A 24,761-nucleotide genomic window follows, 5' to 3' on the forward strand; every position below is an offset into this window, starting at 1 on the left:
AACCTACCGGACAGCGGATAGCAGACGTGTTTTCACTGGAAACGAGGTGTGCTCAATCTTCATATCGGAGTGATTCCTATTGTTTAGCGTGGCCCAAACTGTTCGATTATTCGACTCTTCTCCTTTCTAACCTGAGTAGCTACCGTTACCTTGTTATTCGAGAATCTTCAAAGTCTATGGCAATTCTCGTCGGTAATCATAATTTGAATTTTAATAATCTGTGTGCATTTCTTCTCCCATACCCTCTGTTTCATCTGCACCCATCCCACCTATTTTCGCCATTTCACTGGAAACGTGGTGTGTGTGTCTATCTGTTCTTTGTTATCTTTTACCATGTTTGGTATTGTCATTCCGATACAACAAAATCTTCTATGTCGGTGTGGAAAATTTGAAGGGAAAGCCTCGCCCTTCAGGTCGGGATGATTGTCCGAAACTTGGAGGTTAGCGGCATGAAACAGGCAGTATAGACGCTTATTGACCTCCTCCACGCCGTAAACGACGTGGAATCCACCATGGGATATCGGCCAGCTCCCTTCGAGGTTTCAGCCCGCACTCTCACAGGAACCAGCAGCATACTGGAGGAACCTCTCGGTTTAACTCCCGTGATAGGCTGTGGCCCGGTCACACAGGCCCCATCTCCGACCGAGTCATCGGCATATGTGTGTTCTCTGGTATAACTCTCTCCGCCGGAGTAGCGAACGGAAGCACGAACTACAGCCGCTAAAACGTACCGCCGTAGGATATCCGGGCTCGCAACCGATGGCAGTGTATCGGTCGGTCCTATCGTTCGATCCGGGCCTGAAGACGCGGGTATGCACTACAAACTACTATCAGCGAGAGAATCTCGCCGTTCACGGTGGGAGGATGTCACCGCGGCAAATAGTCTTTCAGTATGGTTCTGATTTGTATCGGCAACCTCTCATTCCCCACATACCGTGTGGCGATAAGGACACTACCAATCCCCAGAATTGTCCCTGCAACGACATCTGTTGCCCAGTGGATTCCCAGGTACATGGTTGCAATAATAATGCTCACTGCAGTTGGAAGTGCAACAATTACCCAACCAGGGTATTCTTTGCGAGTTCGGTACGCGAGTATTGCAGCGCTAATCGATAGTGACGTGTGTAGCGAAGGAAAAACGTTTGTGTTTGCGTTTACTTCTCCTGTTAAGATCTGTGACTGAGGATATGTCGAGTAAAGCAGTGGACTAACGAGGTCTGGAATTAGGTTTCGAGGCCCATATGATACAAAAAGGACATAGAAGATTAGACCTATAGCATAGTTTGCTGCGTAAGCGATCGCCGTTTCCTTCAAGGCTCGATCGTCCGGTAGCGCGAAATAAGCAATGAACGGGAAGACGAGCAAAAAGATATACCCGTAGATGTACATGAACGAGAAATACATCGTTAGCTCCTGCGTTGCAAACATCTGTACTTTGCCGACGAAATCACCTTCAATGGCGTGGATTAAGCCTGTGATATTCCAATCGAGAAGCCACGACAGTTCAGGACCGAACTCACGAGCTACTTTATTCACCCCGAGAACGCCGATGAGCAGAGCGAGATAGGGATACACAGCCACCATGCGCTCTCTAAACTGTTCACGTGCGTGTTTGAGCCCAGATCGACCGACAAACAGCAGCGTTGCGATACCGAGCAATATTATTTCGCCGACGAGGATTTTCCCGGCGATGTCGGCTAAACTCACAATTTCACCGTTTTGGTCTCCGGCACTTTGGCGTTTCGCTTTTCAAAGTTCGTTTCTGCTTTTTGAGCTTATTCATGATATGTTTGCCTTTTCTATCACTATTTTATCATTCCCGGAGAAGTTTTCCATCGCTCGTGTACCGAAAGCCTGCATTCTTAAACGTAGCTTTAGCCTTTGCTCGGTTGAGAATGCCATTCGCTCCTGGGAACGGAAGTACCGGGTCTGCGTTCACCCATCGAAGATCTTCTGCAATCGATTCATGGCGGGCCAAGGGGCTTGCTGCAGGTTCTGCATAGCCATCGAATACTTCATCAACGATATAGTCTTTATCCAAGAGCTGCGCCACTGCTCGGCGGAATCGGACATTACTGAACGGCGTTTTCCGTGCGTTAAAACCAACGTGATACATCGCCGGTGACTGATCGACATGCAGTTGAACATTATCGGCGCGTCCGATAGTGCGCACGTCAGTTGTCGACACGCCAGTCGCTGTCGCATCCGCCTCATCGTTTAAAACGATTTGTGTCGCGGCCGCTCCAGATGGAACCACGATAAATCGCAGGCGTTCAAACTGGGGACCCCCAGCATATTGCTGGAGGTGTTGTAGGTGCGATGGCAGATAACTACTGATGTCGATCGTCTCGTCGGTTGTGTCAATACGCCTGAGAAAGTGCTGGTCGAAGCGTTCGAGGGTCAGCTGTTTCTTGGGCTCTGCGTTCGAAAATTGGAGCGAACCACTCCCGACTGCTTGTCGGTTGTCCCAAGCGAGTGCTTTTGTGGCAGTTGTATCTCCGTCGAATACGGTTTCTGCCCGTTTTCGCCTCTGTTCCCAGATATGTTTTGGAAGAATCGGTGTAGTAAAAGCACGCATCGCGACCGCTTGACTTGTTGGAGTAAATCGAATACGAACTGTTTGCTCATCTATTGCTGTCGCAGACTCGACTAACGTGGCGGCACCGCGAAACCGTGGTGATGGAACTGGACTCTCAAGCGTCCCAAGTGCCGTATCATTGAGAAACCGGTAGGTAAATGCGACGTCTGTTGCGGTAAGTGCTTCTCCGTCATGCCACCGGAGATCATCTCGAAGCCGAACAGTTGCAACTGGCCCTTTTTCGGATGACTCTGCTAATGACTGCCATTCCCATGAGTGAGCAAGCCACGTACAGACCTTACCATCTATCCAGCGCCCTAGGGGGTCATACAACAGGTCAATTATCCTTTCGTCGCTCGTGAAATTCGCCGTGAGTGGATTGAGATTTTCGGTTGGACGGGCGTCTTGTGTTGTCATTCGAAGCGTACTTTCCTCATCTGTCATCTTGACTGAGAGATATCCAAGCGCAGAATGCGGTTGCTGGATTTGCGCCCATCCGTCGAATCTATCCGTTCGGGTTGCACGGATCTCATCTGGAAACGCAACGACAGTAAACGGTTGATTGCGGGCTATCGAATGTTGGAGCCGTTTTAGCGTTTTAGTTCGCTGAACCCCACTCTGTTGTCGCTGGGTGAGCAACTGCTTATCTGTAGTGAGGTTTGCGTAGCCAAACGGGTTCTGCCATCCTGTCCCGGTACTGAACCGAGAATGTAACAGCGTTCTGAGTTCATCTGGCTCGTCAAGACCGGGAAAACATGCAACATAGCAGTCAAAAGTACGGTCAAGAAGGATATCACGAAGTAGCTCGCTGCGTTCCATCGGCACAACTTGTGCCGCAATACCGACTTCGTTGAGCCGTTTTGCTAGAAACCGCGCGATGCGAATTGCCCGTGGATCTGCATCGGCCGGGAGGGTTTTTATGGAGAACGCTACTTGTGCTGCAGTGTCACGACTTACGAGCAACCGAGCGTCTTCTATACAGCCACTTCCGAGCGTCATTCCGAATGCGGCAAGTAGCTCTCGCCGTCCGACGTTCGGGAGGGTTGGGAGGGCATCGGAATCGTTGAAATCCTGTTTTGATCGCATGTTTGGAGTCTGCATCAGGCAGGGGGGTCGATAGTTGATAGATGGCTGTCAATTTGGGAGGACCACGCGAATGATAAGTTCGATCGGTTATTATCTCTGGAGAGTGCTCCTCTTTGTTTTATTATACAGGACATAATAGCACTCCTATTCACTATTGTGTATGTCTTTTGTAAGCTGTTCCCATGGTACCGAGACTTCCGCAAAATTAACTATATTGTGCCGTACTTTCTCATATGTGACCTGCCGAATATCGTTTCGCGACTTCGCTGCCCCAGTAGAACGCTGTTATACTGTTCACGGAACGTTCAAACAGTTTTCCAACAACTTAGTGACGCGATAACAAAAAGGAGTTACGTATATTGTATGGTAAGGATGTCTGCCCGGAAGTTGGTTCGCCTTGTCTTTGCTTCTCTCATTGTCCTCTCAGTCTTTGCGTTAGCAAATGGTGCAACAAGCTCATCGGTTGGACAGACTGACAAGGACATTCGCCAAGCGGATATTTCGACAGGTGAGAGCAAGCAAATCGCACCGCAGACAAACAACATCACCGTCATCGCGACTGATTCAAACTCCTGGATGGGCAAAGCAAGCGATGATCCCCGTGCTCGCGCCGAACTAGTTGCATTCAACCCGAACGGGACGGTTCTCTACTACAATGATTCGCATACGCGTTACTGGGATGTCGACCCGGTGATGGGAACGAGTACCACTGTCGAATATCTCTATGCCGACCACCTGAACAAATCTGAGTGTGGTTCCGAAGTTTGTACTCGCAACGGAATCGAGCGCGTCAACCTCTCTACTGGGGAGGTTACCGATATTTACAGTCGAGTCACCCCTGGAAAACACTCAACTCGATGGCACGACGGCGACCGAATTAACGAATCTACCTACGCTGTCGCCGATATCGCCCAAGACCGTGTTTTCACTGTCAACACAACAACAGGACTGATAGAGTGGTCGTGGGAGGCGCAAAACGATTTCAATCCGATGAAAAGCGGCGGCTCATTCCCTGAAGACTGGACGCATCTCAACGACATAGAAGTTCTTGACGATGGTCGGCTAATGGTCAGTCTTCGGAACCACGACCAAGTTGTGTTCCTTGACCGTGAGACTGGTCTAATGGAAAACTGGACGCTTGGAAGCGATGGTCAACATGATATCGTCTACGAACAGCATAACCCAGATTACATTCCCGAATCAGATGGCGGTCCGGCAGTGCTTATCGGTGACTCCGAAAACAACCGCGTAGTCGAGTATCAACGCGAAAATAGCAAGTGGAACCGGACGTGGACGTGGCAGGACTCCCAGATGCAGTGGCCGCGTGACGCCGACCGCCTGCCGAATGGCCACACCCTTATCACCGACTCGAACGGTAATCGCGTCTTCGAGGTAAACCAGGAAGGGGATGTTGTCTGGTCAATCGATATTGCGTTCCCATACGAAGCGGAACGTCTCGAATCTGGTGACGAGAGTACAGGTGGACAGAGCGCGAGTGCGCTTGGTCTCGCCTCGAAATCTTCGAGCAATGAAAATACAGTCTCGACTAGTAATCGAATCGGCCAGAAAGAAAGTATAGTTGGACGTAGCTGGATAGTACTAAAGAATATTGTCCCCGGACGGTACATGAACGCATTCATGTACATACTACCTAGCTGGATGGACCCGACCGAAGTGTTTGCTCTCCTTGCACTCGTTCTCGGGTCACTAGCGTGGGTAGCCATCGAGTGGCACTGGTCATCTCGGTCGCTGACCATTCCGTGGACAATTCACATCGAGCGGAAAGGATGACAATGTACAGTCATATAACGAGTCAAGCCTTGAAAACAGGTGGTTCATAATGTCGCACGGTATTAACGAACACCAACAGTGGAGCCTCACAGACAAACTAGCTGAACTGGCTGCTGACAAGCGAGCATGGCTTGCAATGGCAATAGGAACCGGCCTATTCGTCCATTTTGTCTATCTCATAACCCATCCATATCCTGCCTATGGAGCTGGATTGTACCTCCAGATTGCCGAGGAAATCAGCGCCCACGGATATGCGTTGCCAGAGCGCATTCCACTCTACACAGATGATGGTGTCCCCTTCGCCTACCCGCCGCTGATGTACTACGTTTCGGCAGTAATCATGGACATGACGGGTGTTGATCCGATTACGTTGAGCCGACTGCTCCCCGGATTTGTGACGGTACTGTATCTTATTCCGTTTTACTATCTGGCACGCGAAATACTTGAGTCCACACCACAGGCGGGCTTTGCGACAATCGTCCTCGCAGTGACGCCGCCCGTCCTTCAGTGGCATCTTTCGGCAGGCGGTGTTGTCCGTGCACCTGCGTTCCTCTTCGCGCTGACTGGTGCATACACTGGTATCAAGCTATTCAAAACCAGTAACATGAGGTGGGTCATCCCTTCAACCGTATTGTTTGGAATGACGATTCTCACCCACCCAGTGTATACCGTCTTTTTCGGGACAACATATCTTCTGATGTTTGCCTGCTTTAGTAGGACTCCACGCGGCCTTGTCTACGGAGCTTTCGTTGCTGGCGGCGGTATCCTTCTGGCCTCGCCGTGGTGGCTCCAAATCATCGCCACGCATGGTGCGGACATTTTCACGGCAGCATCTGGAACCCATTCGGGTCTTGGCGGCGGTGTTGGTCGCTTCCTCGATCAGTTTGTGTATCCGCTTGAACCGGAGCTCCCTGCGATTTTCTTCGTCGGGTCGTTTGCGGGCACAGTGTATTTGATTAGAAAACGGCGGTTCTTTTTGCCGCTGTGGCTGGTAGCCGCCGCGTTCATGCTTGGGAAACTTCGTTTCCAGTTCCCTGCTGGAGCAATGATGCTATCTATCCTGGTCTTCGAAGTCATCGTCCCGCGTATTCGGTACTTGTCGGCAAAAACGCGTTACTCACGCTCGGCACCATTGGTCGTCGTCATGGTTATCGCACTTATCATCTCTAGCGTCGGCGTCTCATACGCCGCCGGCGGTCTTAACTCCAATTTTGACAGTAGCACACAACCAGCGTTCATGGACGACGATGACAAGGCTGCAATGGAGTGGATTCAGGAAAATACCGCGTCTGACTCTGAGTTTATCGTTCTCGGTGACGTTGCCGAGTGGTTCCCGCTCATGACCGATCGGGCAATCCTCGTCGGCCCATGGGGTGTTGAATGGGAGGGGCATGAGAATTATCGCCATCATCTTAGCTTATATAAGCGATTGTCACGGTGCCCAGGGAAAGCGTGTCTGACAAAAAAGATGGTCGCGAACGATGTCGACCCGAACTACATCTATGTCCCCAAGAACCACTATACAGTTCGTGGTATCGACCAATATCAGAAGCCATGGATGCGTGAGCAGATGGTTGATTCGGACCGTTACAAACTCATCTACGAAAATGAAGGTGCGATGGTGTTCCGTATTGAAGAACCAATAGAGCCAGCCGAAGTCCCTGAGAATGGGCCACAGCCGGTTTAATCCGCGGCTCACAGTCTTCTAACTGTTCGTGCCGTCTACAAGTGCGACGAATGGTGGCTTCAATTCGTCTGTCATACTACTATCGACTCCGAACTATCGGGCGACGAGACAGCAGGCGTTGACCTCGGGATTTGTACCTTTGTCGCTGTCTTATTCGGTGGTGAGTCCGTGTTGTATCCTGGCAGGATGCAAAAAGAGGACGAATACTACTTCGCTAACAAGAAAGCGAAATGTGATCACGAACCCTAATATCCCAACTCGGAGAAATTCTCGCGTTTGAGCGCAGAGAGGAGGTCAACTGCAATCGCCTCGAATCGAGCATGCGGAATCGTCACACGAAAGGAATCCTTTTGCCCGCTCCTGCTGACATACGAACAATGTTCGGTACTAGTGGAATCCGTGGGCCTGTCGGTGACGTTGTCACCGGTGAGCTCGCACTGGTAGTTGGCCGCGCACTTGCCTCAACCGGCGTAGAGCGTGTTGTCGTTGGTCGAGATCCTCGTGACAGTGGTCGATTTCTTGCGGATGCCCTTTCAGCAGGCTTGCGGGAGTGCGGAACAGACGTGGTGCACCTCGGCCTCGCCGCAACACCCACAGTCGCTCGGAGCGTCCAATGGAAGAATGCCGATGCGGGTGTTTCGATCACCGCATCGCATAATCCCGCGACGGACAATGGCATCAAGCTCTGGAATCCATCCGGACAGGCGTTCGACGCCGACCAGCGCAAGGAGGTCACTCGCCGAATTGAGGAAGCAGACTTTGACTTCGCCGAATGGGACGAAACCGGCGACAAAACACATTGGAAGGGTGCACACGACCAACACGTTGAAACACTCGTTGACGCTGTCACCCCCGCCGACCTCTCTGTCGTCATAGACGTCGGAAATGGTGCCGGAGGGGTGACCGCCGACGCGCTCTACGAACTCGGCTGTGATGTGGAGACGCTGAATGCCCAGCCAGACGGCCGGTTTCCGGCACGTCCGAGTGAACCGACTGCGGAAAACTGCCAATCGCTTTGTGACCATGTCGTTGCGACCGGTGCAGATCTTGGTATTGCTCACGATGGTGATGCAGACCGCATGATGGCTGTTGACGAAACAGGTGAATTCATCCCTGGTGACGTGCTCTTGACTCTGTTCGCCCGTCAGCGAGCGGGTGACGGTGAGACTATAGCGACGCCCGTCGACACGAGCCTCATCGTCGAAGACGTTCTCGCCGAGCAAGGCGCGGATGTGGTTCGAACTCAAGTCGGCGATGTATATGTAGCCGAACGTGCGACTGAATCCGGTGTTGTCTTTGGTGGCGAGCAGTCGGGCGCGTGGATTTGGCCAGATCAAACGCTCTGCCCAGACGGATCGCTTGCGGCCTGTCGACTCGCAGAACTTATCGCTCGAAAGGGGCCACTCTCAAAACTCGCCGACGACGTCGGTGAGTATCCAATTCGTCGGAAGAACATTGAAACCGAGGACAAAGCCAGTTTGATGACTGCCCTCTCTAGCTCGGTGACCGACCGCTACGCCGACGCCACCACTATCGACGGTGTGCGTGTTTCGTTAGATCAAGGGTGGTTTCTGATTCGCGCTAGCGGAACGCAACCATTGGTTCGCATCGCAGCAGAAGCCCGCGACCCGGCGACCGCAGATGAAGTCTTTGAGACGGCGAATGCGTTTGTTGCTGACCACATGGAGTAGTTGTCTACGCTGGTCTCAAACAGTGTTTCGGCCCTCTCCTTCTCTGGCATGAGCCGATACTGGCCAGTTATTCATTTTTGACATTCATTCGATGAAAGGTGTAAGTAGTGGATGACAGTGTCCCTATCGGCGACTGCCACGGCGACGATGGGACATCCCTTACTGTGCAATACAACCAGTAATAATTTTTGGCCCATTCTATGTGTATTTTTGATATAATTTCACAGGTTGCTATATGGTAGCTTTATTAACGATTTAAATACTGGTTTTCTATGTTATAATCTACTATTTAACTCCTCTACATGCCTATATGTGTATTTGTGTGTGTTTTTATGAAACGTTCCTCCTTCCGTGTTTCTGTTCCTGATGAACGCACTCCGCGGCTTGACCGCGGGGCGTCCTGCTTCGATGACGTGCATCCACTCGTCCCGAATGACGAGCGAACACAGAGAGTGCAGTTTCCACAGGTGGTGATTCGGACCGTCCCGGCCCTACATGAAAAGATAGTTTGGTGAGTCCCCGTCGAGGACGTTCTTTGCCGCATCCAAGTCCCGATCTTCGATGTGGCTTAGTTTATTCCCTGGATAATAAAACAGTCTCCGGACGACTACCTGAATATGACAAGTCTTGATTGGAGTGGTCGTTACCTCACTATTGCTATCGTGAGCACGAGCGGGACGGTCATAGCGTGGTTCCTCGAGAGCGCTCATATTCCCTCAATTGCGCTTCTTACCGCTGTGGGATTTGCGACGCTCGCATTGTTTCATGCACGTCATCTTCAACGGTTCTCTCTCCAATAAAAACACACCCGCTGACGCTCCGTACTGTTGTCCTTCTACTTATTCGACAGTGACACTTTTCGCCAGATTTCGTGGCTTGTCAATCGGTCGTCCGAGATTTCGGGCGGCGTGGTAGGATACTAACTGCAGTTGGATGTTCGCTAGTAGCCCCGACCACACTGGATGTGTGTCTGGGATTTCGAGGAATGAATCCGCGATATCTGCCGATGGGTGCTCTCCGCTTGCCACGGCGATGATAGGTGCACCGCGGGCCTGTGCTTCTTTTGCGTTCTGCAATGTTTTAGTGTCGTTTTCTCCGTTAAACAGCGCAAATATCGGCGTATCCGGCGTTACGAGTGCAAGCGGACCATGTTTCAGTTCGCCGGAGGCAAACCCTTCTGCGTGTTCGTAGGTGATCTCTTTGAATTTCAGTGCACCTTCTTTTGCAACGGCGTTGTTCAACCCTCTCCCGATGAAAAAGAACGATTTGCTTCCTGAGTATCGGCCGGCGATCCGTTGTGCCTCCGTGGAACTCAGCACCTTCTCAACATTTTCCGGTAGAGTTTCCAGGGTTCGTAAAAGATCGGCTTTGTCTTCCGGTGGGGTCGCGGTTTCGATATCTTCGGCGAGACGAATGGCGAGCATGGAAAGCGTAACTGCCTGTGAGGAGAATGTCTTCGTTGCAGCAACACCGATTTCGGGTCCGGCGCGAATGAACAACGCGTCATCGGCTTCGCGGGCTGCCGTTGAACCTATTACGTTGGTCACAGTGACGACGCGAGCGCCCTGTGATTTCGCTTGTTTAAGCGCCCCAAGAGTGTCCGCCGTTTCGCCACTCTGTGTCACTGCAATTGCGAGCGTGCTGTTCGAAACCGGACCAGGGTTTGAATCGACGTACTCGCTGGCGCGGAACGCTTGTGCTTGGATTCCTGCCCGATTGAGCATCTGTTGACCGTACAGCGCGGCATGGTATGAAGTGCCGCAGGCAACGAAATGGACGTTGTCAATATCGCTAAATATTCCTTCCGGAAAATCTTCGAGGTTGATTTCAGCGTCCTGTATGCGACCTTCGATGGTGTTTGAGAGGGCGTTCGGTTGGGTGTGTATCTCTTTGAGCATATAGTGCTCATAGCCACCCTTGCCAGCGTCTTCGGGGTCCCAGTCGATGTGCTCGACGTCGCGATTAATCATATTCCCATCGAGGTCAGTCATGGTGACCCCATTTGGCTTGAGAATGGCTACATCACCGTCCTCGAAGTAGACCACTTTGTCGGTATAGTCGAGGAAGGCGGGTACATCGCTTGCAAGATAATATTCGTCGTTATCCAATCCCAAGATAAGCGGTGAGCCTTGCCGGGCCGCGTAGATGGAGTGAACGCCATCAACAAGTGCCGCAACTGCGTAGCTTCCTTCGAGGTTGCGGATAGTCTTTCGGAAAGCATCCTCGATAGTTGCCTCTGTTTCGAGATACCGCTCAAACAGATGTGGAATGACCTCTGTGTCGGTTTCGCTTGTGAACTCGTGACCTTGTGACTTGAGCCATTCTTTGAGCTCGGCGTAGTTTTCGATAATACCGTTATGAACGACTGCGACTCGGTCGGTTTCGCTTGTGTGAGGATGAGCGTTTGCGTCAGTAGGTGAACCATGCGTGCTCCAGCGAGTGTGACCGATGCCGACGTTCCCCTGTGGGACGCTTCCGATAATGGTATCTTTTAATTCCGAAACTTGGCCAGAGCGCTTGTAGACCGAAATTCCAGAGCCGTTCTGGACGGCGACGCCAGCTGAGTCATAGCCTCGATACTCAAGATTTTCGAGACCGGTGACAAGCTTTGTAATTGCATCACCTTCGCCAATGCGAGCGATAATTCCACACATCTACATCTCCTCCATTTGGACTGTGGACTGCTCGTGATGATTCTTTTGGGAGGTACGTCTCACCGTAAAGTGAGCCGTTCCAGAACGAGCCGTCGCACATTCATTGATGATTAGCTGGTTCATGGGTGTGTCCTATAGCCACGTCGTCCCAACGGCTGGAACGACGGGTGGCTCTTACCTCGACATTTCACTCTAACCCCATTACTATAGACTAATTAAGGATGTTTTAGCAGGCCTGTAAACCAAAAGCATAAATTTTCGAGCTAGACTCATTGGGAATATATAATGGTGTATAATATTAAAAATAAAATGATAATTTCACTTGTATTCACTTCTTATTTTCTGATGACGAATTGATGTTGTCGGGTTCCTGTCCATACAGGATCACAATATTCTTTCGCCCAATGTTTACCTTGCTAATTTGCTGATTACTTTCCATTTTTGAGAGCAATCGACTCACTTTTGATTTCGACCAGCCAGTTTTCTCGACGATCTCTCCCTGTGGAAGGCGGCCACCGTTCTTCTGTAGGTATGAAATCACTTGATCCTCATCGGTTACCACTTCGCTCGATTGTGTTGCTTCTATTTCTGGCTCCTGATGTAATTTCTTGTCGAGTAGCTTCGAAACCAAGTTGTTTTCAGTGCGCTGGAACAGCACCACTCCTCCGATGAGCAGACTCAACAACACGAGGTACAATCCCCCTGCGATAACAGGGCTTTTTGGATTTGTCCCAAACCGGTGTTCAAACCCATCACTGAGTCCATCACTATCGGTATCTCCGTCGAGCGGATCCGTTCCTAATTCAATTTCTTCTTTATCGGTTAGTCCGTCTCCATCTGTATCGCTTTTCGTTGGGTCGGTTTCGTATTTTCTTTCTTGCCCATCGTCGAGGCCGTCATCATCGGTATCTGGCTCCAATGGATCTGTTTTCTCACCGAGTTCGGTAGCGTCATTAAGACCATCTCCGTCAGTGTCTTTTTTCGTTGGATCGGTTGCTGTATTACCGTTTATCTCTTTGATATCGGTTAGTCCATCACTGTCGGTATCTGCAGCACTCGCATTCGTTCCGAGTTGTATTTCTCGGCTATCATTCAATCCGTCGCCATCCGTGTCTGGTTGGTTCGGATCCGTTCCTGCCTGCACTTCTTCGGCATCTCGAAGCCCGTCATTATCTGTGTCTGGTTTCAACGGGTCTGTTTCGTAATCAACAACTTCTGCACGATCTGCGAGACCATCCTTATCGGTGTCCGAACTGGAGACGTTCGTTCCTAGCTTTATTTCATCCTTGTTTACCAGCTGATCCCCATCTTCATCTCCTGACTTGGCCATGGTATAGACGGCTGTTGTATTTTGTGCGAGAATAGTCCCGCCCTTTTTCACCCTAACAACAGTAGTTCGCTGTCCACTTTTGTTTTCGGGGAGCTTGGCGAAGCTGAAGTTGATGCGTTGTGTTTTATTTTCAGAGAGTGACACCTCTTGGCATGTGGTCGAGCTCGTTGTATTGTTGCTCGATAGTTCGAAATACGTACAGAGTTCGTGGTTGCCCGAGCGATTTCCTGTGTAGAAAGCCACACTCATGTTGTACGGTTCTGATTGCCAGAGATATGTATTGTTCTCGCCAGTCTCAGCAACACCTGCTCCACTGTATGTGACGGTTTGAATAACGAGCTGATTACTCGATGATGGTGCGGCTAGCGCCGCAGGTGTTGTGGTGGCGAACAGAAATACACAGATGCATACTATTACTGTTAGTCTATTTGTCATCTTTTTCACGTGGCCGAACTACCTGTTTTAGAGATTGGACGTCCTGTGTTTGAACTCTCGTTAATGATTCTTTTTCTTTTTGGTTTACGATTCTAATATATATGTTTTTTGAATCTAACCGCGATTGGTCACCTTGACTGGTGCTAGTCGCATTCTTGTTTGCACTAATTTCGGGGACACAACCTATGTTATACTTCTCGCATTCTTCGAATTAGTTAGGAGCTAAGAAAGTAATCTGTACCACTTAGTAACCCATTATCCGTCCAAATCAAGCAAATTGTTGACCAATCGTTACCGTCCAAAACATCCCTAGAATAAGGAAACAAAGAACACCCTGTGACATGAATGTAAAAGGTACAACGCCAAGCATCATTCCAGTGAGAGCGGTCGCACCGATACCCGATGCCCCAAGGTAGTATCGCTTCCACGGGGTAGCATCGTCTTTCGTTTTGTCCTCTTTATCATCATTCGACCGGGTCGGTTCGAGGTAGTTATACAGCGTTTCAGCACGCGCAAATTTTCGGACGGTGCCACGACTTTGGTCGTACTTGATAACCCCTTTTTCGTCGAGTTTTGGTAGATGCGACTGATACAATGAGATATACACACGCTGACGTTCTTTTGAATCGAGTGCCTGGACTGTAGTATCATTCTCCCACGCAGCGACTTGTTCGGCGATGTCACGCATTGCTACTTGGTCATTCACATTGTGTAAATATTGTAGAATGTATCGCCGTCGTTCGTTCTGTAAAAGATGATAAATTTGGTCTTCACTCAATTTTACGGTATCTGTGCCCGTCTGAGATTGTTTTCCCACTTTGGGTGTCGCGCTCATGCTTCTGTTTATATGTATTGACAATAACATGGGTAAATCTTTCCATCCGTCACAACATTGTTCTTAGTATTGTTCTATTCAATTTTCTAACTATTTACAGATATACCGAGTTTAATAAAACGCATATAACTAGACTTAATTAATTTATTAAGTTATTTCAAGTACTTTACAATTCTCGAGTGATTAAATAGCATGAACACGCTGCGAAAATGTTTGACTGTCTGATTGTGGATCGTTTTTCTCCTTGTAATCAATTACCACGAAAAACATCGAGAGAACTGGATTTTCGGGTTCAACAGGCTTAGCCACTGTATAATAAAGCCTCCATGGTTTCATGGATTGGGTGAGGCTAATGTCTGACCGGACAAAGAGGGTCAAATACCTCCGAAACCCTGCTTCCGGTCACATCGATGCCGTTCAGGCGGCATTGAAGAGCGAATGACGGAGGATCATCATCCATGAACTCGACGATAGGAGACACCGATACCCAGCCAGAGTATGCCGAAAGTGAGGAAAATGACGTAAAAGATAATCGAGACAAAACAATTTGTATTGTCGGTCTCGGCTACGTTGGACTCCCGTTGGCGATCGGATTCGACCAGGAAGGGTTCGATGTTGTTGGCTTCGATATTGACGATCAAAAAGTCGAAACTCTTCAGAGTGGCACGGATACAACAGGCGACCTTGGTGACAAAACCATCACCGAAAGTGAAATTGCATATACGACCAACCCAGCGGAAATTACCAACGCTGACTATGTGATGATCACGGTACCAACGCCTGTCGATCAGAATCAACAACCCAATCTTGACTTTGTCGAAAGTGCCGGACGAACTGTCGGCAAATACATGTCCCCCGATACGACGGTCATTCTCGAATCGACCGTCTACCCAGGTGCGACTCGTGAAGTTCTCGTCCCTGCAATTGAAGCTGCTTCCGGACTCACCTGTGGCGAGGACTTCTACGTCGGCTACTCGCCCGAACGCGCGACACCGGGTGACCCCGAGCACGGATTACGCGATGTGGTCAAAGTTGTTGGCGGGATGAACGATGATGTCCGCAATGATATTGCAAACCTGTATGAGACAGTTATCGACGCAGGCGTCCACAAGACCCCATCGCTGGAAGTCGCGGAGGCAAGCAAGGTCATTGAAAATGTCCAGCGCGATCTGAATATTGCCCTCATGAACGAACTCGCAATGGCGTTTGACGGCATGGATATGGATATTGACACACGCGAGGTGCTCGAAGCGTCGGGCACAAAATGGAACTTCCATGACTACCGCCCCGGACTTGTTGGGGGTCACTGCATCCCCGTCGATCCGTACTTCTTTATTCACCGTTCTAAGCAGGCTGGCTACGCACCACATCTCATCGAACAGAGTCGAATCGTGAATGAGTCGATGCCTACTCACGTCGCGAACATGATGATAAAGGAACTCAACCGGGCAGGCAAAACGCTACGCGATAGTCGAGTTCTCATTCTTGGCCTGACTTACAAGCCGGACGTGGCCGACATCCGAACGTCGAAAGTGGATAACATCATTCGACATCTTCATGAATATGATATTGAAACGACCGGCTACGATCCACACGGTGATAATGACTTGATGCGCAGCCAGCTCGATACCTTGATCCAAGAGGACAACGAGTTATCGTTTGAGAGGTTCGATGGCATCATCCTTGCGACGCCACACCGTACATTTGATGATCTCGACCTAACTGAGATCGCGACGCAAATGAACGAGAATCCTGTCCTCATAGACATAACTGGCGCACTTAATGGCGATGAAGTTTCTGAAGCCGGATTCTCGTATCGGAGGGTGTAGAATGTATGAAGGGCACACGATAGGCGTCGTCGTGCCCGCGTACAACGAAGAAGGGTTCGTGGGCGATGTTCTTGATTCGCTTCCCGACTTCGTAGACCGCGTCTACGCTGTAGACGACGCCTCGACAGATGGTACATGGGACGAAATTTGCGACTACGCCGCGGTCGAGCGCGCGGCCCGTACTCGTGTGAGTGACGACACTGATGATCAGATCGTTGCCATCCGACATGACCAAAATCGCGGCGCGGGCGGAGCGATTAAGACCGGCTATTTCGCCGCTCGTGCCGACGGCATAGATGTGACGGTCACTATTGATGCGGACGGGCAGATGGATCCCGCCATGATGACGCGGCTTCTCGATCCCATTGTGACCGATGAGGCAGATTATACGAAGGGTAATCGTCTATCAAACTCGGAGTTTCGGAGCTCAATGCCGAAATTCCGCTTGCTCGGTAACTGGTTGCTAACCGGTTTAACGCGAATCGCAAGCGGGTATTGGGACGTAACTGACCCGCAAAACGGCTATACGGCCATCTCGCTACCCGCACTCGAAGCAATTGACTTGGAAGGAATGTACGAGTACTACGGCTACTGTAACGATCTCCTCGTAAAATTGAATGTGGCCGGGATGCGGGTCACGGACGTGGATATGCCTGCAGTCTACGGCGAAGAAGAGAGTAGCATTGAGTACGGCGATTACATTCCAAAGGTGTCGCTCATGCTTCTCGGCAACTTCTTTTGGCGACTGGGGTCACGCTATCGTACTCACCCACTCAGTATCGCGTACGCAGTCGGTATCCTCGCGGCGCTCGCTGGCTTCATTCATGGATTCCGCGCTATCAGTTCGATTCTCACAGGGTCGGAAAGCGATGACGCACAGAAGTCGCTCACGTCGTTCACACTGGGCGTCGGTGGCATCATTACCGGCCTCGTTCTTGACCGGAGGGAGAATCGATGAGGGTATTTGTCACCATCCAACATCCAGCACATGTTCACTTCTTCCGTAACGCAATCACGGAATTAGAGGAAGACGGGCATGATGTGCATGTCTTCGCTCGCAAAAAGGAGATGGCTGTAGAACTCCTCCAACGATACGATATTGATCACGAAGTACTGGCTGGTACTGCATCAGGGCTGTCGCAGTTGGCGTGGGTGCAAGCGACGTATGAAGCCCGTCTGCTTCGTCGAGCGATGAAGTTGAAACCCGATGTAATTGCTGCAATCGGTGGTGTCGCGGCAGCTCACGTGGCGACTGTCGTTGGCGCACGGAGTGTCGTCTTTTATGATACAGAGCATGCAAAACTCATCCAAAACCTTGCATTCCCATTCGCGGATGTTGTCTACACGCCAGACTGTTTCCAGCAAAGTATCGGGCCAAAGCAAATTCGCTACCCCGGCTATCATGAACTTGCGTATCTTCATCCCGACCGCTTCACACCGGATCCGACCGTCATTTCCGACCTTGGACTCGACCCCGACGACACGTTTGTCGTTCTCCGACTCATCAAGTGGGGGGCATCGCATGATGTCGGTCAGGGCGGGTTTGGCGCCGTAGGTGATGTGATTGACCAACTCGAAGATACAGGCGCAGAGGTGCTGATCACGTCCGAGCGGTCGCTCCCATCTGAGCTTGAATCACGAAGGACAACAGTCGAGCCCCATCGGATGCATGACGTCCTTGCCTATGCTGATCTTTTCATCGGTGAAGGTGCAACGATGGCTGCAGAGAGTGCTGTTCTCGGCACGCCTGCAATCTACGTCAATACGCTCACGATGGGCTATACAGACGAATTAGACGAACGGTACGGACTGTTATTCAACTACCAGGGTACTGACCGCCATGCACTGGCACTCGATAAAGCAGTTTCCGTTCTTGAGGATGATGAGAATTGGGAAGAGCATCGTGAGCAATTGTTGATTGATAAAATCGATACGACTGACGTAATTCTCCGCGCAATTACTGGTCGTTCCAGTCAACCACGTGGTCAAACCCAAAAACCGAATACAGAAATCTAAGAACCATGATCGAACCACAATTCGACAGACGGAGGCAATAGTATGTTCGGACGAATATCTGGCTGGTTCCAACAGCGACGGTTCGACGTTGATGCCGCGATTATCGGGTTCATACTCGCACTGGGGCTATTTCCGCTGCGCTTTTTCGCTTCCCAGATTTACATCCAGACGATTCCAATTGTCCTTGGTCTAGGGTGTGGTCTTTATCTTCTCGCGATTCGGAACGATCGTGAGTCGATTGACTTTTTCCCATCCTTCTCACGACCAGTAGCCCAAGTATTGCCGAGCATCGTCTTTACAACGACTGCCCTGATGGTCGGTGTCGCGCTCTATTCTGGAGAGCGTACCCTGTTATTTCATGTCCTTGCAGGTATGGCGGGCACGCTCATCCTTCTCCAGATTCTGTTCACTGATGACGATGATTTTCTCCCAGCACTGTTGCTTGTGCAGGTTCTTGTCCTTGCGTTCGTCGTTCGACTCATGGCGGTATACACTACGCCGTCATACATCGGTATCGACATTTGGACACATATGACGCAGTTGGCCCAAGGAGTGCTCGATCAGCACTCACTAGCTGCAATGCAGGGGAACAAACATATCGCCGCACCGTTATACCATCTACTGGTCGCAGCCTCTGCTATGCTGTACGATGTGTCGCTCCGGAATGCACTGTATCTTTCCGTTGGTCTAGCAATGCCGATGATCATCCTGTTCGTATACGCGGCAGCAAAGCTACTTGTTCCAACGCGCTGGGCAATCTTCGCGGCGATGCTCTATTCGATTGGCGACTACGTCATCGAGTGGGGTATTCACCTTATTCCAACGAGCCACGGTCTATTGTTTTTCGCCGCGATTGTGTATGCTTTGATGCGTATCATGCAACTACAATATAGTGGACGGGACTTTGGTCTCCTTGTATTCCTCTCTGTTGCGATTATCCTAACACATCAAGTTTCAACATTTATCATGCTCGTCGTCTTGTTCTCAGGACTGGCCGCGCAGTTCGTCCTGCGGCTTGGTCTTTTCCACACAAAGACGGCACGCAAACCGAATATCTTCGAGAACGTAGAGCCAGTCAATCTCGCAGGGCTGTTAGCGTTCGACATCGGCCTTATCACGTTCATGTGGTCGTTCACACCGTACAACGGCGATTCGTTCCTCGAGACCGTACTCCTATATCTCAGTGAGACGATGCAGGATAGTTTCGGATTTATGAATCTCGCAAACCCCGGAGACAGTGCAGAGGGAATCGCATTGCCTCCACCGACACTTGCAGACATGTTAGCAACATATACCGAAACAGTAGGATTCCTTATACTGTTTGGACTCTGTACTGTCGGCTGTCTGTACGTCCTGCGGCGTAACCGCATTTCTCATTCCACATTTACGTTGCTGTTTGCCACCGTTGTAATGACCGGATTTACGCTTGGCCTCCCATTGTTCGGTATCCGCAACTTCATCCCACAACGGTGGTTCGCGTTCCTCTACCTGCCGATGGCCATCCTCGCCGCTCTCGGCGTAGGGTATCTTGTTCACAACCTCAATCGGAATATTGTTGTCGCAACCTTGCTTGTCGTCGCGCTTATCTATCCGGGTATAATGATGGTTTCGGGGCATGGGACGCTCGATAACCCTGTTTTCGAGCAAGAGCAGACTCGGTTAACGTACACTGAACAAGAGATGGTTGCTGTCTCCTCCATCAGGACAATGACTGGGTCCCCAGATTCCTCAAACATCCTTCCGCAACAGGTGCTTCGCACCGACCACCCATATCAGACGGTGTTTATAAGGACAGGGGCATACCCAGCCGCCGCATTCAATGTCTCGACAAATGGCGGGCCGACGAACCATCCACTTACGGTGTATCGGTCATACCAGACTACCGGTGCGCCGAACTACATGCTCGTTAACGAATCTGCAAATGCGAGTGTTCCCGTCACGCGGCCTATCTCAAAACAGAGTGTGTGTCGCCCGAGCCAGAGCGTGCTCTATACTAATGGTGATGTTGTGATGTGTGCTAACCGGACGATATAACTCCTTTTATCATCTCAACCACGGTGAGTTATGCACGAACGGCGTGTGCTCGTATCAAGCGGTGCCGGCTTGCTCGTTTCAATCCTTTTGTCTAACTTACTTATATTGTCGCTGGGGACGATGGTTATCTTAGAACAGTTGAGGATTTAGCTGAAATACTGGCGGGTAAGCCCCCTTCTTCAACGGACGAAGTGAGTAGGGAGGGGATACACCCGCTGTCTTCGGTTACTTTCACTGTACGCCAGAGCTTTGCTACTCTCGTCCGGACGGTGTAGTAAGACACTCACTGCAATGCGTCCGGTGTTCAAACGCGACAAATGCCGTGCACTGGACGTGGTGGCTGAGTGTCCATCCGGTAGGAGTGGGACACTCCGAACCGCCTGTAAAGGGAAATCGCCTGCGGAGTCTGGAACCGTCCTCAGAACCAACGGTTCTGATGGGCCGCACGAGAACGGAGTTCTCGTGGACGCTGTGGAAATGGTTTCTGCACGTTCCGACACAGAAACAGGAAGCTCCGTCCTCAACAAGCGAGGGGCGGGGAGGCCCGAGCGCGGTAGGACGGAGTAGTTCACACAAGACAGTCGAGTTCTGTGCCATCCTCGTCCACCCTTCATTCTCCGTGAACCGGCGGTGTGTAACCCGCCACGTCGTTGCCAGGGGTGTGTCTGAAACCTCATTGTAGGGGAATGCCACGCCCTTTAGGGCATGGTAGCTTACTGCGGGACTTCCTACCAGGGGGCCCTCGTCATCGAGGTTTTTGGAACTATACTCTGAGGGAGTTGTTGTTGCGGTTGCCGACTCGTCTCCCGGTCTCTTGTAGTGCTGTCACAAGCACTCCCTTCCCGAGGCATGTCGTCGCTCATCAATCTAACTAACCACGATTTCTCCTCCACCGCTTGCAATGGGTTTCTTCACTACCACAGTTGGTGACATCGCTAACAGTTGGTCACCAAAGATCTACAGCAACGAGGCAAAAACTCGAGAATTCACATATTTCCGATATGATTTTCGGATTGATGCTTGCAGCGGAGAAGGAACTGATTGGTGTGTGACATCCTCCCGCGCCTAAAGACGCGGGCCTCCCACACCCACCAATGGGTGGTTCGTTGGAATGTTTACGGTTCGCACCCCGACGAGGTGCTGGCTATGCCACGTAGCCGTTACTCCTATCGCGTCCGGAGAACGGACGGGACTCGGAGGTACTTGGTTGTTTTGCGTCGGTTCGCCGTCCATGGGCTTACTTTTTGATGAGGCAAACACCCAGTCAACTGCCAGTTATCGGACTGTCAGAATCCGATGGGATACCATCGAATCGACAATAAAGATACGCACGGAGTGAACCTAAGACTATGCCGTACAGTGAAAGTAACCAAAGACGGCGATTCAGCCACGCCCGCTAGGGCGTGGTATTCTCGCCTGCAATTCTATAAATATTCCCTGATGCCGAGAGGATCACGAGGAGAGCCACAGTCGAATTACATGGTGTGGGTTGCCGGATGAATCGCCCTTGTAGAGAAGCAGACGAACTCGAACGTTGTCACCGGAAATGGATGGGTCGCCGTTGAGTACTACCTGTTTCGTTTGTCTCGACTCAACTGTTACTTGCTGTTGATCGAACTGTGTCTGTTCAGCTATATTTCCATCTTCGACACGTTCGAGCACTGCTACAATGGTGTACTGGGTCTGTTCCCCTTCGTGGTTGCCAACGTTGACGGTTATCCCGTCGTCTCCCAAGCTAGATTGATAAAACGTGCTTGTGTTGCTGTTGACATTTTGTCCCTCCACATAAAATTCGGTGAACTGCTCTCCTGTTGGTTGACTGAGAACCGCAAAGCCGACACTTGATGTAACCAACAGAAGGCTGATAACGATACCAACGTTCAGAATCGTAGTTAAGCTATTTGAACCTTGTCCCGCCGAATTAAATAGTAGTCTGGGCAGACCAAGCGAATACCGCTTGTCGGCGGGAACGCGCCATCGGCGAACAAATGCACCGAGCGCAGACAGTATGGTGAAGCCAATAACTCCGATCAGAATCGGCAGTACTCGGATGCCCCACGGTGTGAAGTTCGCAATTGCTGCGACCATTGGAACGACAGCAACGCTTACTGTGACGGCAAGGGCGACTCGTTCAGGCCCGCCGATTGCGTATATGGGCTCATTTTTATCGCCTCCGAATACTCGAGCGTCATCCCTTCCATTTTCGGGAAAGAGGCCCGAAATAAACGCGTATCCTGGAAGAAAGAGAACGAGCGGAAGCATGAATACAACGCGCAGTGGCCCGTCGAGTCCAGTAAGTGCCACACTTCCACTAAAAATAGCCACCCCTACGACTAACACGAGATCTGAAAACCACCAGCGGCTGTTCGTACTCATTGTCCTCTACCTAGCATGAAACAGGTTTTATTATACGGCTCCTAATCAGCTCTCGAACGAAATTTCGTCAGCACCACTCGCATCCATTTGCAAATAAAGGACGTCAGTTGGGTTGACCACTGTTTTGGAACATTGGGCGACCCAGCCGACCATATCGTTGATACGGAGTTTGTGCCGCGGTGGCAGGTTGTGGATTGACTCGTGCTGTGGGAATAGTCGCTGATCGAGGTTATACCGGTCATACACCTGTTGACGATCTGGCCACGCCGGTTCGAAACCCTTTATGAATGGAAGCTTTCGCCGTGCGAACCGCTCTACCTCTGAGAGAACCGTCGACATGTATGGTCGATCTGGTGGTCGATGCCGGAACAAATCTTCATCTAACTGTCGAATCGCACGAATAAACGTCGCCGTGTTTCGGTACTTTGGTGGCGTTTGAAGATGCCAGTCCAATAGCTCTGTGTCTGCTGCGATGAATGACTCGAGGTAGTTATCCGCGAGATGTGTTCGGAACGGAATTGTTGGTTGGTTGCTGATACTGAACAATGAAAGCGCATTCTGTACGGAGTCGGTGCGGCTCCAACAGCGATCAAATTCGCTGGCGATTGCGTCGCGGACGAAGTTGCCGGCTGCGTCCAAGTCGTCCGTATACTGTTCAGCGACAACTCGACTTTTATCTGGCATGTAGCCAAAGTTATCAAGCGACGCTTCGGTGGGGTCTGGATCGATTTCCATCCGCTTCAGCGGAAGCGTCTTGCCAAACATTTTAAGCTCGCTCCGTTTGTGGCCGAAACCACGCAGAAGGGTGTCGAACAAGAGTCCGTGATACATCGTATCGACTTCAATATCATTGTTATAACCTGCGTGGTGGATGTGGATGGACTCTTTGATGCCGTTCGTATCACGAACCTTCTGCTCACCAGGCATAATGTACCGGTCGTTTGTCACCAGCGTTGTATGGTCAACACCGTATTGTTTGGCAAGTCGGCGGGCAACTTTTACTTCCTGTGCTTCTGGTTTGCCGACCGTATAACAGTGCTCGATTTCGGGGAACTGGGACAACAGTGTCCGTGAGTCGTATCCTGCGGATAGGAGTAGCCCTTTTTTACCGGGCTGTCGCGAGCGTCGACGAATTGCTCGTTGCATGCGATCTGCAAGCTCACTTGGATAATCCATATCCTGTTCGTTGTAGATGAATCGGTCGAGATCACCGGCTTCATCCGGCGTCAAATAGCCGTCAAAGGATGTCCGATGAAGTTCATGAAACAGCGTCTTGTTGCCGAGAATGACGCCCATGTGCAAAAACTCTCCAACCGATTGTTTGCGCATTGTCGGATCATCAATAGTCTTTGCAACCTCTGCTGCGTCGGATCCGAACACTCGAACTCCAGGATCGTCGGTATAGAAACACTCCCATGACCGAATCGGATCAGTAAGGACGACAGTGTCGCCCTCATGTACGATAAACGCGAGATACGATCCGTTGAGCGCCTTGATAGCATCTTTTCCTTTTTCTATATACTGTTCTAGTAACCAGCGAGCGGGTTCCGACCAGCCACGTTTATTGGGATATGCTTCTCCCCAGATAATGCACGACCCATTCTCTCCCGAATAGGAGGCACTTCGCCCCGGAATTCCGAGTCCAGTGTCTCGAATACCAACTGTTGCGACGTCGCTCGTCACGATATCGTCGAATTCGCGGACGCTCCGGAATTGCTCAAACTCGTTCCGGTCACCGAAGACGCCAAATATCTCTTTATTCATTGTTCACACCTTACTCTCCGTGATTTGGAGATTCCTCCGTGCCACAGCGACAACTAATCGTCCGTCGATCCGGACACCCAATCGTAGGTATAGTTCGTGTCACGGTTGGCTCTGTTTACAACTATCGTGTTTATGGCGGTTAACTATACACAGTATAATGTAAGAAGAGTTATGTTTAAGAACATCCGAAACCAATTTCTAGTCTCTAACACGACCAGATTCTCTTTTCCTCCACTTTTTTGGTACTGTTTTTCTATGGGGTCATACTGTTACTAACTAACACTTCCTCAGCTTTCATAATGAATGAGCAAATCCCCTGTCGAGGACCGATAGTGAGTCATTACTATCTACTCTTCAGGTTTGTTTTGTCTAAATACCCTTCCGCAAGCCGTCTTTCAATTTCTGTTTAAATATAGATATTTTTCATAAAATAATCCTCGCACCGAGAGCGGATGATGCTCTGCGTATCCTCTTTGAGGACATGTAATGACCTCAAATTAGAAAAGGATTAAGCCGAATTAGAGCACAAAAATACCTAATTATAGTATGCCAACAAAAACCTCCTATTTCCCGGTACCATTTCGTCTGAGGATTCGCCCCCTTATTATAGAAAACGGACATTTATGAGTGCAATTATGTGGTTATTAAACCAGTG

Annotated in this window: 14 protein-coding genes and 1 pseudogene; 8 read left to right on the forward strand and 7 right to left on the reverse strand. The window is 50.4% G+C overall.

Annotated features, from left to right (window positions below; translation table 11 throughout):
* Positions 1-867: 867 nt before the first annotated feature.
* Both BW974_RS17845 and BW974_RS17850 read right to left on the reverse strand, forming a co-directional pair.
* Positions 868-1,707 (reverse strand): phosphatase PAP2 family protein, encoded by an 840-nt coding sequence (locus BW974_RS17845; protein WP_076431587.1) that lies wholly within the window; start codon positions 1,705-1,707, stop codon positions 868-870.
* Between the two features lie 106 nt (positions 1,708-1,813).
* Positions 1,814-3,679 (reverse strand): ABC transporter substrate-binding protein, encoded by a 1,866-nt coding sequence (locus BW974_RS17850; protein ID WP_245800174.1) that lies wholly within the window; start codon positions 3,677-3,679, stop codon positions 1,814-1,816.
* 348 nt (positions 3,680-4,027) lie between these two features.
* Here BW974_RS17850 and BW974_RS17855 point away from each other — a divergent pair, with 348 nt between their 5' ends.
* The 4 genes and pseudogenes from BW974_RS17855 to glmM all read left to right on the forward strand — a co-directional run bounded on the left by BW974_RS17855 (position 4,028) and on the right by glmM (position 8,833).
* The gene (locus tag BW974_RS17855) at positions 4,028-5,455 is read left to right on the forward strand and encodes an arylsulfotransferase family protein (RefSeq protein ID WP_245800175.1); all 1,428 of its coding nucleotides are present in this window, start codon (positions 4,028-4,030) and stop codon (positions 5,453-5,455) included.
* A 49-nt stretch (positions 5,456-5,504) separates the two neighbouring features.
* Positions 5,505-7,142, forward strand: coding sequence for a hypothetical protein (locus BW974_RS17860; protein WP_076431589.1), 1,638 nt, complete (start codon positions 5,505-5,507; stop codon positions 7,140-7,142).
* 24 nt (positions 7,143-7,166) lie between these two features.
* Positions 7,167-7,379: pseudogene (locus BW974_RS27275) on the forward strand (RNA-guided endonuclease InsQ/TnpB family protein); the annotation flags it as partial.
* 140 nt (positions 7,380-7,519) lie between these two features.
* Positions 7,520-8,833, forward strand: coding sequence for a phosphoglucosamine mutase (gene glmM / locus BW974_RS17870; protein WP_076431590.1), 1,314 nt, complete (start codon positions 7,520-7,522; stop codon positions 8,831-8,833).
* A gap of 839 nt (positions 8,834-9,672) precedes the next feature.
* Here the strand turns inward: glmM and glmS are convergent.
* The 3 genes from glmS to BW974_RS17890 all read right to left on the reverse strand — a co-directional run bounded on the left by glmS (position 9,673) and on the right by BW974_RS17890 (position 14,087).
* The gene (gene glmS, locus BW974_RS17875; RefSeq protein ID WP_076431591.1) at positions 9,673-11,487 is read right to left on the reverse strand and encodes a glutamine--fructose-6-phosphate transaminase (isomerizing); all 1,815 of its coding nucleotides are present in this window, start codon (positions 11,485-11,487) and stop codon (positions 9,673-9,675) included.
* A 328-nt stretch (positions 11,488-11,815) separates the two neighbouring features.
* On the reverse strand, positions 11,816-13,252 hold the full coding sequence (locus BW974_RS17880; RefSeq protein ID WP_245800176.1) for a helix-turn-helix transcriptional regulator: 1,437 nt from the start codon (positions 13,250-13,252) through the stop codon (positions 11,816-11,818).
* A 268-nt stretch (positions 13,253-13,520) separates the two neighbouring features.
* Positions 13,521-14,087: a DUF7344 domain-containing protein gene (locus BW974_RS17890; RefSeq protein ID WP_076431593.1), complete on the reverse strand. Its 567-nt coding sequence runs from the start codon at positions 14,085-14,087 to the stop codon at positions 13,521-13,523.
* A 458-nt stretch (positions 14,088-14,545) separates the two neighbouring features.
* On the opposite strand from BW974_RS17890, the gene BW974_RS17895 reads away from it, so the two are divergent.
* Genes BW974_RS17895 through BW974_RS17910 form a run of 4 tightly spaced genes read left to right on the forward strand, consistent with a single transcriptional unit; the run spans position 14,546 to position 19,966 of the window.
* A complete protein-coding gene (locus BW974_RS17895) occupies positions 14,546-15,916 on the forward strand; it encodes a nucleotide sugar dehydrogenase (protein ID WP_076431594.1) in 1,371 nt (456 codons plus the stop codon).
* Position 15,917: 1 nt separating this feature from the next.
* Complete coding sequence (locus BW974_RS17900; RefSeq protein ID WP_076431595.1) at positions 15,918-16,874, forward strand: glycosyltransferase family 2 protein; 957 nt, start codon at positions 15,918-15,920, stop codon at positions 16,872-16,874.
* Positions 16,871-17,932, forward strand: coding sequence for a DUF354 domain-containing protein (locus BW974_RS17905; protein WP_076431596.1), 1,062 nt, complete (start codon positions 16,871-16,873; stop codon positions 17,930-17,932). Before BW974_RS17900 ends, BW974_RS17905 begins: the two co-directional genes overlap by 4 nt.
* 42 nt (positions 17,933-17,974) lie before the next feature.
* Entirely contained in the window at positions 17,975-19,966 is a 1,992-nt protein-coding gene (locus tag BW974_RS17910) for a glycosyltransferase family protein (RefSeq protein ID WP_076431597.1), read from the forward strand.
* A 1,452-nt stretch (positions 19,967-21,418) separates the two neighbouring features.
* On the opposite strand, the gene BW974_RS17915 is transcribed toward BW974_RS17910, so the two are convergent.
* Both BW974_RS17915 and BW974_RS17920 read right to left on the reverse strand, forming a co-directional pair.
* The gene (locus tag BW974_RS17915; RefSeq protein WP_076431598.1) at positions 21,419-22,342 is read right to left on the reverse strand and encodes a DUF1616 domain-containing protein; all 924 of its coding nucleotides are present in this window, start codon (positions 22,340-22,342) and stop codon (positions 21,419-21,421) included.
* Positions 22,343-22,387: 45 nt separating this feature from the next.
* Positions 22,388-24,106: an asparagine synthase-related protein gene (locus BW974_RS17920; RefSeq protein ID WP_076431599.1), complete on the reverse strand. Its 1,719-nt coding sequence runs from the start codon at positions 24,104-24,106 to the stop codon at positions 22,388-22,390.
* Positions 24,107-24,761: the final 655 nt, after the last annotated feature.

It is taken from the genome of Haladaptatus litoreus (assembly GCF_900156425.1).
In the GTDB taxonomy this organism is placed as follows: domain Archaea; phylum Halobacteriota; class Halobacteria; order Halobacteriales; family Haladaptataceae; genus Haladaptatus; species Haladaptatus litoreus.

Excerpts from the sequence above, each read along its gene's own strand:
- BW974_RS17850 (WP_245800174.1), bottom strand. The coding sequence starts at position 3,679 with ATGCAGACTCCAAACATGCGATCAAAACAGGATTTCAACGATTCCGAT.
- BW974_RS17855 (WP_245800175.1), top strand. The coding sequence starts at position 4,028 with ATGGTAAGGATGTCTGCCCGGAAGTTGGTTCGCCTTGTCTTTGCTTCT.
- BW974_RS17860 (WP_076431589.1), top strand. The coding sequence starts at position 5,505 with ATGTCGCACGGTATTAACGAACACCAACAGTGGAGCCTCACAGACAAA.
- glmM (WP_076431590.1), top strand. The coding sequence starts at position 7,520 with ATGTTCGGTACTAGTGGAATCCGTGGGCCTGTCGGTGACGTTGTCACC.
- glmS (WP_076431591.1), bottom strand. The coding sequence starts at position 11,487 with ATGTGTGGAATTATCGCTCGCATTGGCGAAGGTGATGCAATTACAAAG.
- BW974_RS17880 (WP_245800176.1), bottom strand. The coding sequence starts at position 13,252 with ATGACAAATAGACTAACAGTAATAGTATGCATCTGTGTATTTCTGTTC.
- BW974_RS17890 (WP_076431593.1), bottom strand. The coding sequence starts at position 14,087 with ATGAGCGCGACACCCAAAGTGGGAAAACAATCTCAGACGGGCACAGAT.
- BW974_RS17895 (WP_076431594.1), top strand. The coding sequence starts at position 14,546 with ATGAACTCGACGATAGGAGACACCGATACCCAGCCAGAGTATGCCGAA.
- BW974_RS17900 (WP_076431595.1), top strand. The coding sequence starts at position 15,918 with ATGTATGAAGGGCACACGATAGGCGTCGTCGTGCCCGCGTACAACGAA.
- BW974_RS17905 (WP_076431596.1), top strand. The coding sequence starts at position 16,871 with ATGAGGGTATTTGTCACCATCCAACATCCAGCACATGTTCACTTCTTC.
- BW974_RS17910 (WP_076431597.1), top strand. The coding sequence starts at position 17,975 with ATGTTCGGACGAATATCTGGCTGGTTCCAACAGCGACGGTTCGACGTT.
- BW974_RS17915 (WP_076431598.1), bottom strand. The coding sequence starts at position 22,342 with ATGAGTACGAACAGCCGCTGGTGGTTTTCAGATCTCGTGTTAGTCGTA.
- BW974_RS17920 (WP_076431599.1), bottom strand. The coding sequence starts at position 24,106 with ATGAATAAAGAGATATTTGGCGTCTTCGGTGACCGGAACGAGTTTGAG.